We start from the raw sequence: 12,721 nt of genomic DNA, 5'->3' as shown, positions 1-12,721 counted from the left end.
TAACGGATGCCCTTCGCACTCCGATGGCCAGAAGGTAGGGGAATTCGGGGCGCCCGGGCGTTCTGGTGCGCACAGGACGAGGGGCAACAGATCGCATGGCTTTTTGGAAGATCATATTTGGCCTCCTGCTCCGGCGAGCGGTGGGGCCACCGCTGGTGGCGCTCTCGGTGGCGGTGGGAACGCTCGTTTTCTTCCTCGTTCCCGCGACGTACAGCTCCAGCGCCTTCATGGTGCTGACCACTTCCGCCAAGGGGTGGACGCTCTCCCAGGACCCGACCAAGCCGAACGGCCTGAGCAATCCGCTCCTGCAGTTCAACGACGGCCTGAAGACCACCGCGACCATCCTCATCCAGTCCGTGGGCGCCCCGGACGTGCTCGCGGAGCTGGGCGTCAAGGAGGACGGCGCGGCCGAGGTCACGGTCGACGACGGCCGTACCAACCCCGACATCCTGGACATCAGCGGGCCCTACATCTACGTGCACGTGACGAGCCCCTCGGCGGCCGAGGCGCGGACGATCGTGGGCAAGGTGCAGAAGCGGGTCAACGACGAGCTGATGAAATGGCAGAAGGAGCTCGGCGCCCCGCCCGTCACCTACATCACGGTCGCCGACGTCGTCCCGCCCAGCGCGCCCGAGGCGAGCTACAGCGACAAGGTGCAGCTGGCGGGCGTGGCCACGGTGCTGAGCTTCGTCGGCACGTTCTCCATCGTCTACGCCAGGACGCGCAGGCGCGCCCTCGCCGCCCGGCGGCCGCTCCCCGAGCCCGTGCTCTGGGAGCCGGAGGCCGCGGGGGAGGCGGCGGCGGGCGAGCCCGAACGGCGGGAGCTGCTGCGGATCGGCCGGGAGCCGGGCAGCCCCGGCAAGCAGGAGCAGCCGGAGAGCCGGCCCGCTCCGCGGGAGCCCGCGCGGAAGGTCCCCGTGGGGGAGGAGCAGCCGCGGGAAACCGCCGAGCAGAAGACGACCGCCCGTCCGGAGCCCGTCCGGCATGAGGCCGCCCGGCAGGAGAAGCCGCAGCAGCCGCGGGAAAGCCCCAAGGAAGACCCCAAGAAGGAAGACCCCAAGGAGGAGTCCCCGGTCGTGGTCGTGCTGGACGACGACGACACGCAGGTCTTCATGGCGGTGAAGTCCTACGAGATCCCGCGGAACCGCCCGCCCGGCAACGGCGACGAGCCCGCCCACGCGGGCAAGGAGGGCAAGAACTGGCAGGGGTGAGCACCGGCGGGCGCCGTGTCCACCCCTGATCCGTTCCTACCGGTCCGGCGTCTCGCGCCTCGCGGCCCGGAGGGAGTGCTCGATCGCGGCCAGCCGCACGTCGCGGGGAGTGCCGGAGTGGGACGAGATCATCACACCGACCGAGTCGGGACCCAGCCGCTCGGCGAAGGCCGCGGCCGACTCGTGGTCGAGCGGCGTGCGTTCGTACCAGTTGTGGCAGACCAGCGGGCTGGAGGCCGGACGCGTGTCCAGGACCTCGTCCACGAAGACCCCGTAGACGATGAACTCCGAGATGTGCAGCTGGGAGGTGAACGCCTCCAGCCAGTGGCGGCCGGTCGTCTCGCTGATCCGCCGCTGCATCGCCCGGACGACGACAGGGTCCCAGAACACCAGCGGGCCCACGTAGTCCGGCAGCGGCGGCGGCGGTGCGGCCGGCAGGCCGAGCAGGTCCCGGGCGACCTGGTGCCACAGGACGTGCCGCTCCATCCCGGCGGTCACGGCCCCTTCCTCGCGCAGCAGCGAGAGCGTGCCGTCCACGATGAACCGCTTGCCGCTGGTGGGCCGTACCAGCACCGCGTCGGAGTCGGCCAGCAGCACGACGTCGGCCTCGATCGCCCCCGCGGCGGCGATCTTGGCGGCCTGCTGCATGATCCAGCCGCGGACGGGCGGCCAGGGACGGGCGGCGTTGACCCACACCCCGCCCGGCATGCGCCAGTAGCGGCGCGGGATCAGCTCCGGGTGCGTCCAGATCCGGCAGCGCCTGCCCGCGTACTTGGCGAAGGTGGATTTGTGCGCCGCCGGAACGATCACGTGGTGCACCGTGTCGTCCGAGGTGTTGTCGAGGACCGACCGGTGCAGCTCCGCGAAGAGCTCCGCGTCGGGCTTCCAGCTCGGTGTGATGACGGCCAGTTCGGTCATTCCCGCGGGTCTCCAGTCCTGTGACGTCTGGCGGCGGAAAACGCGGTGAACACCGTATCCGACGTTCTCTGACGATGGGGAGAAATCCGGCTTCCGACTCCGGCGTAACACAACCACGGGGTCGGAGCGATTGCCAAGAGGAGCTTCGGGGAGGGGAACGCATGGATTTCTGGCGGACGACCATGGTCGTCTTCCGGCGGTGGTACGTCACCTTCCCCGCTTTCCTGCTCGGCATCGCCGTGGCCTACGGCGCCTACCAGACGGTCCCGACCACCTACACCTCCTACGCGGTCATGGTCGTGACCATCCCGACCACCGGCGGCAGCGTCTCCGGCGACCCCAAGCAGCCGCTGCTGTACACCAACCCGCTGGCCAACTTCGACCACGGGCTCAGCATGACCGCGAGCCTGCTGATCCAGGCGATGGGGTCGCCGGAGATGGCCGCCGAGCTCGGGCTGCCGCCGGGGGGCGCCACGGGCTACAAGGTCAGCAACGGCGCCAGCAACCCCGAGCTGCTGATCAGCGGTCCCTTCGTGTTCATCGAGGGGGAGAGCACCTCGGCGGAGGCCGCGCAGGACGCCGTACGGCGGGTGATGGAACGGGCGCGGACCGAGCTGGTCGAACGGCAGAACGTGGTGGGCGCGCCGAAGCGGACCTACCTCACCATGACCGACGTGGTGACGCCGACGACGCCCGAGGCCAAGCGGGGCGGCAAGCTGCGCGCCGCCGGGGCCGCGCTGGGCGTCTCCGGCATCCTCAGCCTGTGCGCCGCCTTCGGCGCCGAGAGCTTCGCGAACGCGCGCAGGGAGCGCAGGCGCGCGCGGGCCGGAGGGACCGTGCCGGAGGAGCCGGCCGCGCGTGAACTGGCCGGGCAGCGTTGACGCCGCCACCGGTCCCGGCGCCGCCGATGACGCCCGCCGAGGTGCGGGAGACCCCTTCGCTCCGGTCCCGCCTCGCCGAGCCGCTGCTGCGCCAGCGCGCCGACGCGGCCACCCTGGTGGCGCTGTTCGTCCTCGCCCAGCTGATGATCCCGGCCCGCCTGGTCCTGCGCGGCCTGCCGATCTCGCTGACGCTGGCCGACGTCCTGGGACTGTTCCTCTTCCTGTGCTGGCTCTGCGCCCAGTTCACCACCACGCTGGGGGCGGCCAAGGGACGCATCCCGATCCGGACGGCGCTGTTCGTGTACGGCGTCGGGCACCTGATCATCTACGGCTACACGACGCTGTACTACCTGCCCCAGGACGAGCTGAACCTGGCCGACCACTCCGCGGTGCTGATCGCCGCCAACCTGGGGATGGCGCTGGCGGTGTGCGACGGCGTCCGCGGCCGCGAGCGTCTGGACCTCGTGCTCAAGACCGTGGCGGTCTCCGGGGCCCTCATCTCGGTCATCGGGGGCCTGCAGTTCATGTTCGCCCTCGACCTGACCCAGTACATGGTCCTGCCCGGCCTGCGCCACAACGGGGTCGAGGGCATCGAGACCCTGATCGGCAGGTCCGACTTCAACCGGGTGGCCTCCACCCTGGGGCACCCCATCGAGTTCGGCGTCGTGTGCTCCATGCTCCTCCCGATCGCCGCGCACTACGGATTCCACGCCCGTGACCGGGGACAGCCCGCGGTGCGGTGGTGGGTGTGCACCGGGCTGATCGCCGCCGGCCTGATGTTCTCGGTCTCCCGCTCCGCGGTGCTGGGCCTGGGGAGCGTGGCCCTGGTGCTGCTCCTCGGCTGGCCCGGACGGCGGCGCCTGCAGGCGCTGGGGGCCGTCGCGGCCTTCCTCGTCGTGATCAAATTCCTGGTCCCCGGCCTGCTCGGCACGTTGTTCAACCTGTTCGCGAACCTCGGGTCCGACGACAGCGTGCGCTTCCGCACGCACGACTACTCCTGGGCGCTCGCCGAGATCGAGAAGCGCCCGTGGCTCGGCCGGGGGGTCGGCACCTGGTACGCCCCCAAACACCAGGTCTTCGACAACCAGTACCTGCTCACGCTGGTGGAGGCCGGGGCCGTCGGGCTGGCGCTGTTCGTCGGCGTCGCCCTGTGCGGCATGACCGTGGCGCTCAGGATCCGCGCCCGCAGCGCGGACCCCCGCGACCGCAACCTGGCCCTCACGCTCGCCGCCTGCCTGCTGGTCCCGCTGGTCTGCGCGGCGACCTTCGACCTGCTGTCGTATCCCGCGGTGACCGCGCTGATGTTCCTCCTCGTCGGCGCGACCGGTGCCCTCCACCGCGCCACGAAGGAGAACCCCGTTCCCGTCACGTCCTAGTCCGGGGTCCGCCCGCTCCCGCCGGGGGGCTGGCGGGAGCGGGCGGAGCCGAGGGTCACCCCGGCTGGCCGGGCGGTTCCGCTAGGTGCAGTTCAGCGGGCCGACGACCGAGGTGATCCGGTACTTGCTGTCGATCTTGACCAGCTTGTTCCCGGAGAAGTCCACCTTGCCGCAGTCGACGACGAGCGGGCCGTACTCCCAGGAATCGTGGACGACGCTGTTGTTCTTCATGACCTGCTTCCCGCTGGCGTGCAGCAGGCGCATGCTGTACGTCCCGCCCATCACCAGGTTCGAGGTGACCTCCACGTCCACCGTTCCGGTGTCGACGAGGAAGATCGGCGAGGTCACGTCCTTGGCGTAGCGCTGGTCGAAGGTGTTGTGGTGGACCACCAGTCCCTTGCCGGCGCCGATGGTCTGGATGCCGTCGCCGTGGTCGCCGGGGTTGGAGCACAGCAGGATGTAGGAGTCCTCGATGCGGACGTTGTCGCCGGAGACGCTGAAGCCGTCGCCGTGGCCGCGGATGTGCACCCGCTTGGCGGTGAAGTCCGCGGTCTGGATGCCGGGCGCGGTCAGGCAGCCCTTCTCCGGGCCGACGGTGGAGTCGGTGATGGTGAACGAGTACGTCTTGCGCGAGTACTCGTCCTGCACGCCCCCGTCGATCCGGCTGTTCTTGATCACCACGTCGTGCGCGGTGACCAGCAGGTCACCGGGGATGTGCACGCCGTCCAGGACGGTGCCGTCCTTGGTGACCCGGTAGGCGTCGTAGTAGTTCGGCTTCAGCGTCGTCAGCTTGGTGCCGGGCGGCACGCCCGTGCAGTCGGGGGTCGGGTGGTTCGGGCAGCCGCCGTTGCCCGGGGGCGGGTCGATCGTCGGGGTCTGGGTGGGGGTGAAGGTCACGGTGGGCGTCGGCTTGGGCGTGGCCGTCACCGTGATCGTGGGGGTCGGGGTCACGCTGAGGGTCGGGTCCGGAGCGGCCGTCCGGGACGGGGTGACCGTCGGCGTCGGCGTCGGCGTGGGAGTCGGTGTCGGTGTGGGAGTCGGGGTCGGGGTGCTCGTCTCCGTCGCCGTGGGGGTCGGGGTCACGCTGAGGGTCGGGTCCGGAGCGGCCGTCTGGGACGAGGTGGCGGTCGCGGTCGGATCCGTGGTGGCGGTGGTGGTGACCGTGGGGCTCACGGTGGCCGTGGGGTCCGGCGTGAGCGTCGGAAGCGCCGTGTCTGTCGGGTCGGGCCCCGGCTCCACCGGGGGATTCGTCCCCGCGGTGGGGGTCGCGCTCGCCGTCGGGCCCCCGGGCTTCAGCGTGGGGAGCGGCTTGGGCGTGACGCGGCGCCAGCGGAAGATGACGTCCACCCAGTAGTTGTAGTTCTTGGGATTCCACCGGTCGGGGAAGGCGCCCTTGCGGTACGTGTAGACCCCGGCTCCGCGCGGAGCGGTGCTCAGCGGCCCCGAGACGGTTTTCTCCGTGCTCTTGCTGCCGACGAACATCCCGCCCCGGGTGTGGTAGGACACGGTGTACGTCTGCCCGGCCTGTACCCGCACGGGCGTGGTGAAGCGGGCCTCCTGCCAGCCGGAGGGGCTGGTCCTGCCGAAGGAGACGCGCGCGAGCCGGCTCCCGGACTCGCTCCAGAGGCTGCCGGTGTAGGAGCCCTTGGCCCCCTTGGGCTTGTAGAACCGGACTCCCGCGACCCAGCCGTCCTCTCCGGCGGTGAAGCGCGTGCCCAGCTCGACCGGGGCCCCTGAGTAGGAGGCCGCCTTCTTCAGCCGCGGGGCGTCCGGCCACAGGGACGTCTCGGCGTCCTCCTCGACGGCGGCGAGGACGGCCGGGCTGGACGGGGGCGGCGCCGGGGGATCGTCGTCGCTCGTCGCGATCATGATCGCGGGGACTCCGCCGAGAAGGACGCAGGCCAGAGCGACGCCGAGGCCTAATCGTGACGACCGGCGACGGTGCGGCCCGCGGATGCCGCCCCTGCCCCGGCCGGAGGAATGCGCACCAGGCATGATCCTGACCTCCGCGCCGAATCACATTCGGCTCGACAACATGTTCAGTAGATCCAAGTGCCGAGGGTCATTGTTACGGTTGTGACAGCCAGTCGTCATTATTATCGTGGATAGATACCCATAAAGATGCGTAAGAGCGATTAGCCGTATTACTGGTCTAAAATCTGCATTTGTCCTTTATTGATGACCGCGTGGACGGGTCGTCACTCGCACTTCAGCGGGCTCACGACCGAGGTGATCCGGTAGTCGTCGTCGATCGTGACGAGCTTGTTCCCGGAGAAGTCCACCTTGGCGCAGTCGACGACGAGCGGGCCGTACTCCCACGACTTGTCGACCACGCTGTTGTCCTTCATGACCTGCTTCCCGCGGGCGTGCAGCAGGCGCATGCTGTACGTCCCGCCCATCACCAGGTTCGAGGTGACCTCCACGTCCACCGTGCCCGGATCGACGAGGAAGATCGGCGAGGTCACGTCCTTGGCGTAGCGCTGGTCGAACGTGGTGTGGTGGACCACCAGTCCCTTGCCGGCCCCGATGGTCTGGATGCCGTCGCCGTGGTCGCCGGGGTTGGAACAGAGGATGACGTAGGAGTCCTCGATGCGGACGTTGTCGCCGGAGACGCTGAAGCCGTCGCCGTGGCCGCGGATGTGCACCCGCTTGGCGGTGAAGTCCGCGGTCTGGATGCCGGGCGCGGTCAGGCAGCCCTTCTCCGGGCCGACGGTGGAGTCGGTGATGGTGAACGAGTAGCCCTTGTTCTCGTACCAGTCCTGCACGCCGCCGTCGATCCGGCTGTTCTTGATCACCACGTCGTGCGCGGTGATCAGCAGATCGCCGGAGACGTGCACGCCGTCCAGGACGGTGCCGTCCTTGGTGACCCGGTAGGTGCCGCCGGCGTAGTTCGGCTTCAGCCTGCGCAGCTCGGTGCCGGGCGGCACGCCCGTGCAGGCCGGGGTCGGGTGGTTCGGGCAGCCCTCCGGCCCCGCGCTCGGCGTGGCCGGCGGCGTGGCCGACGGCGTCGTCCCGGGCGTGGACGTCGGCGTGCCCGGCCGCGGGGTCGAGCCGCCGGAGGGCCGTGACTCGGTGCAGGCCGCCAGGAACAGCACGAGGACGATCACGGACGGGAACAGGCGGCGCATGGGTGGTTCCTTTCAGAGCCGCTCGCGCAGCCGCGCCCATGACCCGGCGGCCAGGTCGCGCTCGCTGATCGCGGAGACCGGCAGCGGCCAGTGGATCTTCAATTCGGGGTCGTCGTAGCGGACCGACAGGTCCTCGGCGGGGTCGTGCTCCCGGTCGATGCGGTAGCAGACGTCGGTCTGCCCGGTCAGGGCCTGGAAGCCGTGCAGCAGCCCGGGAGGGACGTAGAGCGTGATGAAGCTCGTGTCGTCCAGGACCACGGACATCTGCTCGCCGAAGGTCGGCGAGTGCGGCCGCGCGTCGACGAGCACGTCGTGCACCGCCCCGCGGGCGCACCGGACGAGCTTGGCCTCGCCCCGCCCCGACCGGCCGTGCATGCCCCGGACCGTGCCCTGCCGCGAGCGCGACTGGCTGTCCTGGATGAAACGGGCGGCGTCCAGCCCGTGCTCCGCCGCGACCGCCGCGTCGAAGGTCCGGGTGAACAGGCCGCGGTCGTCCCGGTGCGGGGCGGGCACGAACAGCAGCACCCCGTCGAGCGCGGCTCGTTCGACTCTCATGGTGTCCCTCCGTCCGCCCGGCGGCTCGTCCCGGTGATCGCTCCGCTGCCAGTGTCCCCGCCCGGCCCGCCGGCCGCATCCGAATCCGCCCGGCTGCTCGTATCCGTGGCCCAGGCGACCGGCGCGTCCGGAGAACCCCGGCGGCGCGCCAGCACCCGGTCGGCGAGCTGGACGGCCAGGTAGCAGACCGCGTCCAACGGGCTCACCGACCGCGCGGCCAGCAGCGCGCCCAGCGAGCGCAGGCCCAGCCGGCCCTGCGCGGGACGGCCGAGGGCCTCCAGCTGCCGGTTGCCGAGCCGTACCCGGACCCGGCGGCGCAGGTGCGCGCGGACGGTGCGCGCCGGGCGGACCACCGAACGGGCACCGGGCACCGCCCGCCGTTCGGCGGGTGTGAAGCTCCGGTGCACCCACTCGTCGTCGCAGACCACGTCGGGCAGCGGGAAGGCCCTGGCGTGGCCGGCCTCGGAGAGCGCGTAGACGCCCGCCCCGGCCAGGGCCCGGTGCGGGGCGACCATCAGGTCGTGCACCCGGTGGACCCGCCTGGCCGTACGGCTCGCGCCGCGCAGGTCCCACTCGGGGACCGGCGCGCAGGCCAGGACCCCGGGCCGGCCGAGCTCCGCGATCAGCGCGCGGGCCGAGTCCGACGGCAGTTCGACGTCCGCGTCGAGGTAGATCCGGGGGAAGACGCGGCACTCCGCGTCGCCCAGGGCCAGGGCGTTCACCTTGCCGGGCACGGGCGTCTCGACCACCCGCACGCCCGCGGCGCGGGCCACGTCCGCGGTGCGGTCGGTGCAGGCGTTGGCGACGACGACGACGTCCAGCTCGCCGGGCTCCGTCCCGGCCAGCAGCCCGTCCAGGCAGCGGCGGAGCACGCCCTCCTCGTTGTGCGCCGGGATCACCACGGAGGCGCTGTGCGCCGGGATCGCCGCGGAGACCGGCTCAGCCACGCGCCGCCTCGGACTCGGCTCCGGACGCCGTGCGGGGCCGCGCCCCGGCGGCCTTCCCGGCCGCCGCCCCGTACGCGGCCAGCAGCGCCTTCTTCGAGTGCTCCCAGGAGAGCGCGCCGCTGACCCGCTCCAGGCCGATCTCGCCCATCCGGCGCCGCTCGGCGGGGTCGTCGAGCAGCCGGGCGATCAGCTTGGCGAACTCCGAGACGTCGTCGGCCGGCGCGTACAGCGCCGCCTCCCCGGCCGAGACCCGCGCCTCGCGCAGCTCGAAGGAGACGATCGGCCGGGCCATCGCCATGTACTCCATGATCTTGTTCATCGTGGAGACGTCGTTGAGCGGGTTGAGCGGGTCGGGCGAGAGGCAGACGTCGGCGGTGGACAGGTAGCGCAGCAGGTCGGCGTCCGGGATGCGGCCGGTGAACTCGACGCAGTCGGACAGGCCCAGCTCCCGCGTGAGGGCGACCATGGCGTCGAAGGTGTCGCCGCCGCCGACGAACACCGCGTGCCAGTCCGTACGGCCCACCTCGTCGCGGAGGCTCGCCAGCGCCCGCAGCGCGTAGTCGACGCCGTCCTGCGGTCCCATCACGCCCAGGTAGCACAGCAGATGCGGCTTGCCCCGCTTGGCCGACTCGTCCGGGGGAACCTGGTGGAAACGCTCGACCTGGGGGGCGCTGCGCACCACGAACACGTCCTTCGGGCGCTTGCGGCCCCGGGAGATCGCGACCTGCCGGTAGCTCTCGTTGGTCGCGATGACCACGTCGGCCGCCCGGTAGGTGCGCCGCTCCAGATCGCACACCGCCCGGTAGAGGAAGTCCTGGCCGCGGCCGAACCGGGACAGGTAGAGCTCGGGCACGAGGTCGTGCTGGTCGAAGACGAACGCGGCGCCGCGCCGCTTGAGCCCCTTGGCCACGAGGTAGAGCAGGTCGGGCGGGTTGCAGGCGTGCACCACGTCGACCTTGCCGACCTTCCTGGCCAGGCGGAAGGTGTGCCAGAGCGCCGCGCCGTACTCCCGCAGATAGCCGAGCGGGCCGCCGGTGGCCGCACGCAGCGGGTAGCGGTGGACGGCGATGCCGTCGATCACGGCCTCGGGCTCGGTGTCCTGCTTGGCGCCCTGCGGGCAGATGACGTGCACCTCCCAGCCGGCGTCGCGCAGCGCCGTGCTCTCCTGCCACACCCGCCGGTCCATGGGCACCGAGAGGTTCTCGACGAGGATGAGCGCTCTGCCCGCCGTGCTGTCAGGCGCGTTGCCGACCGTGTTACCAGCCAAGGCCCACGTATCCAGGGTGTGCCCGGCGCGCTTCGGCGTCGGGGAGACGGACGAGGTCGACGATGGGGCGGTCCCCGGCGGCGGCGAGCGCCGCCTGCACCTCGGGCTCCTTGCTCCCGACGACGCAGACCTCGGCGTGCGCGAGCACGTCCTCGGCGGAGTCGGTCAGCAGGTCGCCCAGGTGGGGTAACCGCTCCTCGATGTACTCCCGGTTGGCGCCCATCAGGCGCGACAACGAGACGTTGGCGTCGTAGACGCGCAGGTCGTAGCCCTTGCCGATGAGCCGTTCGGCGAGCTCCACCAGCGGGCTCTCCCGCAGGTCGTCGGTGCCGGGCTTGAACGACAGCCCGAACATCCCGACCTTGCGCCGCCCGCTGGCGGTGACGAGCTCGAACGCCCGCCGCAGATGGTCGTCGTTGGAGGGCAGGATGTGGGAGAGCAGCGGCACCGAGACGTCGGCGCGCCGGGCCGCGTAGACCAGGCCGCGCAGGTCCTTGGGCAGGCACGAGCCGCCGAAGGCGAAGCCGGGCCGCAGGTAGGCGGGGCTGATGTTCAGCTTGCGGTCGGCCAGGAAGACGTCCATCACGCGGTGCGAGTCGAGCCCCAGGGCCTGGCAGATCGCCCCCAGCTCGTTGGCGAAGGCGATCTTCAGTCCGTGGAAGGAGTTGTCGGCGTACTTGGTCATCTCGGCCACCGGGATCGGCACCCGGAAGACGTCGCCGGGCAGGCCCTCGTAGAGCGCGGCCACCATGTCTCCGGCGGCCGGATCGGACTCGCCGATGACCGTCTTGGGCGGGTCGAAGAAGTCGCGGACGCTCGTTCCCTCGCGGAGGAACTCGGGGTTGACGGCCACGCCGAAGTCCGCCCCCGCGGTCATCCCCGAGGAGCGTTCCAGGATCGGGATGAGCAGGCCCTCGCAGGTCCCGGGGAGCATCGTGCTCCGGAAGACGACCGTGTGCCGGTCGCCGCGGCCGGCCAGGGCCCGGCCGATCTCCTCGGACACCCGCTCCAGGTAGACGGTGGAGAGGCTGCCGTTGGGGGCCGACGGCGTGCCGACGCAGACCAGTGAGATCTCGGTGGAGGCGACCGCCTCGGCGACGTCGGCGGTGGCGCGCAGCGCGCCGGAGTCCACCGTCTCGGCGACCAGCTCGCCGATCCGCTCCTCGACCACCGGCGTGCGGCCCCCGTTGATGAGGTCGATCTTCGTCTGGTTGACGTCGACCCCGATGACCTCATGTCCTCGTGCGGCCAGGCAGGCGGCGGAGACGCAGCCGACGTACCCCAGCCCGAAGACACTGATCTTCATGCGCACTGCCCTTCGTCGTGTCACCCACCCGTTGATCACGCGAAGTCATGGGGCTGTCGTGCCGTCCGGGCCCCACCTCGCCCCTATATGTCGGCGATCACTGAGGGAGCGTTACACGCCGAAGACCCGGATCGACGGGCTCCTCCCGTTCAGCCTGGCAGGCTCTGCATCCGGCGCGACGGCCGGAACAGCGCGGCCACCGCGGCGCGCGACGTGCGCCGGCCGGCCAGCGCGCGCAGCATCTCACCGAGGGTCACCGCGGCGTGGTAGGCGAACGAGGCCACCGGGCCCCGGCGGCGGCGGAACAGCAGCACCTTGTTGACCGCGAGCAGGGAGGCGAGCATGGGACTGACCTTGGCGTCGCCGCCGATGTGCTCCACCACCGCCGACGGCTCGTACCAGAGCGCCCACCCCCGGTCCGCGGCGCGCAGCGCGAACTCGGTCTCCTCGCTGTAGAGCAGGAACGACTCGTCCCACGGGCCGATCTCGCGCAGCGCCCGCGCGGAGATGAGCATGGCCGCGCCGGTCGACCAGTCCGCCGGTCCCGGCCGCTCGTACCGGAGCGGGTCCGTGATCACCTCGCCCAGGGTCCCGACGCGGCCCGCCAGCCGTCCGCCGATCAGCGCCTCCGCGATCGCCCCCCGCACGGTCGGCGTCCTGCGCAGGGACGGGTGCACGTGGCCGCCGGGATCGACGATGCGGGGCGCGGCGATGCCGCGGCCGGGCTCGCGCAGGGCGTCGGAGAGCGGGGCGAGCATCCCGGGCCGGAGGCGGCAGTCGGGGTTGAGCACCAGCACCGCGTCGAGCCCGTCCAGGTCCAAGGTCCGCGTCCCGGCGTTGATCGCGGCGGCGTAGCCGGCGTTCCTGCCGGTCTGCACGACCCTGACCGGCAGGAGGGCGTCCTCCGCGCCGGTCCGGCCCGCGGCCTCGGCGATCGCGACCGAGTCGTCCTTCGAGGCGTTGTCGGCCACCACGACCTCGGTCAGGTGGGTGCCGCGCGCTCCCTCTGCGAGGGAGGCGAGGCAGCCCGGCAGCACTTTCGCGCTGTTGTACGTGACGACCACGATCGCGATCCGTGCGGGTCGGGATATCAGCATGACGCGGAGTATTCACCGGGAAAGGGCTGTAACGA

At 71.5% G+C, this 12,721-nt stretch carries 11 protein-coding genes; 3 read left to right on the top strand and 8 right to left on the bottom strand.

Going from position 1 to position 12,721, the window contains the following annotated elements:
* The first annotated feature begins 95 nt into the window (after positions 1-95).
* On the top strand, positions 96-1,211 hold the full coding sequence (locus Plo01_RS13155) for a YveK family protein (protein ID WP_203890819.1): 1,116 nt from the start codon (positions 96-98) through the stop codon (positions 1,209-1,211).
* A 36-nt stretch (positions 1,212-1,247) separates the two neighbouring features.
* Here Plo01_RS13155 and Plo01_RS13150 read toward each other — a convergent pair whose 3' ends face one another.
* The gene (locus tag Plo01_RS13150) at positions 1,248-2,129 is read right to left on the bottom strand and encodes a DUF6492 family protein (RefSeq protein WP_203890818.1); all 882 of its coding nucleotides are present in this window, start codon (positions 2,127-2,129) and stop codon (positions 1,248-1,250) included.
* Between the two features lie 161 nt (positions 2,130-2,290).
* Between Plo01_RS13150 and Plo01_RS13145 the strand changes: the two genes are divergently transcribed.
* Together Plo01_RS13145 and Plo01_RS13140 are read left to right on the top strand one after the other, a co-directional pair.
* Positions 2,291-3,010 (top strand): hypothetical protein, encoded by a 720-nt coding sequence (locus Plo01_RS13145; protein ID WP_203890817.1) that lies wholly within the window; start codon positions 2,291-2,293, stop codon positions 3,008-3,010.
* 26 nt (positions 3,011-3,036) lie between these two features.
* Positions 3,037-4,386 (top strand): O-antigen ligase family protein, encoded by a 1,350-nt coding sequence (locus Plo01_RS13140; protein ID WP_203890816.1) that lies wholly within the window; start codon positions 3,037-3,039, stop codon positions 4,384-4,386.
* An 81-nt stretch (positions 4,387-4,467) separates the two neighbouring features.
* Here Plo01_RS13140 and Plo01_RS40945 read toward each other — a convergent pair whose 3' ends face one another.
* The 7 genes from Plo01_RS40945 to Plo01_RS13105 form a co-directional block, all read right to left on the bottom strand.
* Positions 4,468-6,255: a DUF4082 domain-containing protein gene (locus Plo01_RS40945; RefSeq protein ID WP_203890815.1), complete on the bottom strand. Its 1,788-nt coding sequence runs from the start codon at positions 6,253-6,255 to the stop codon at positions 4,468-4,470.
* Between the two features lie 329 nt (positions 6,256-6,584).
* Positions 6,585-7,514 (bottom strand): hypothetical protein, encoded by a 930-nt coding sequence (locus Plo01_RS13130; protein WP_203890814.1) that lies wholly within the window; start codon positions 7,512-7,514, stop codon positions 6,585-6,587.
* A gap of 12 nt (positions 7,515-7,526) precedes the next feature.
* Complete coding sequence (locus tag Plo01_RS13125; RefSeq protein WP_203890813.1) at positions 7,527-8,069, bottom strand: dTDP-4-dehydrorhamnose 3,5-epimerase family protein; 543 nt, start codon at positions 8,067-8,069, stop codon at positions 7,527-7,529.
* Positions 8,066-9,016: a glycosyltransferase family 2 protein gene (locus Plo01_RS13120; RefSeq protein WP_203890812.1), complete on the bottom strand. Its 951-nt coding sequence runs from the start codon at positions 9,014-9,016 to the stop codon at positions 8,066-8,068. Before Plo01_RS13120 ends, Plo01_RS13125 begins: the two co-directional genes overlap by 4 nt.
* Positions 9,009-10,283 carry a glycosyltransferase family 4 protein gene (locus Plo01_RS13115; RefSeq protein ID WP_239316219.1) on the bottom strand — a complete coding sequence of 425 codons (1,275 nt, stop codon included), beginning with the start codon at positions 10,281-10,283 and terminating at the stop codon, positions 9,009-9,011. The genes Plo01_RS13120 and Plo01_RS13115 overlap by 8 nt, the downstream gene beginning before the upstream one ends.
* Positions 10,273-11,589: a nucleotide sugar dehydrogenase gene (locus Plo01_RS13110; protein WP_203890811.1), complete on the bottom strand. Its 1,317-nt coding sequence runs from the start codon at positions 11,587-11,589 to the stop codon at positions 10,273-10,275. Before Plo01_RS13110 ends, Plo01_RS13115 begins: the two co-directional genes overlap by 11 nt.
* Before the next feature lie 149 nt (positions 11,590-11,738).
* Positions 11,739-12,686: a glycosyltransferase family 2 protein gene (locus Plo01_RS13105; protein ID WP_203890810.1), complete on the bottom strand. Its 948-nt coding sequence runs from the start codon at positions 12,684-12,686 to the stop codon at positions 11,739-11,741.
* Positions 12,687-12,721: the final 35 nt, after the last annotated feature.

Origin of the sequence: Planobispora longispora, assembly GCF_016863135.1 — a bacterium.
GTDB classification, from domain to species: Bacteria; Actinomycetota; Actinomycetes; order Streptosporangiales; family Streptosporangiaceae; genus Planobispora; species Planobispora longispora.
This window is presented reverse-complemented; position numbering and strand designations above follow the sequence as displayed.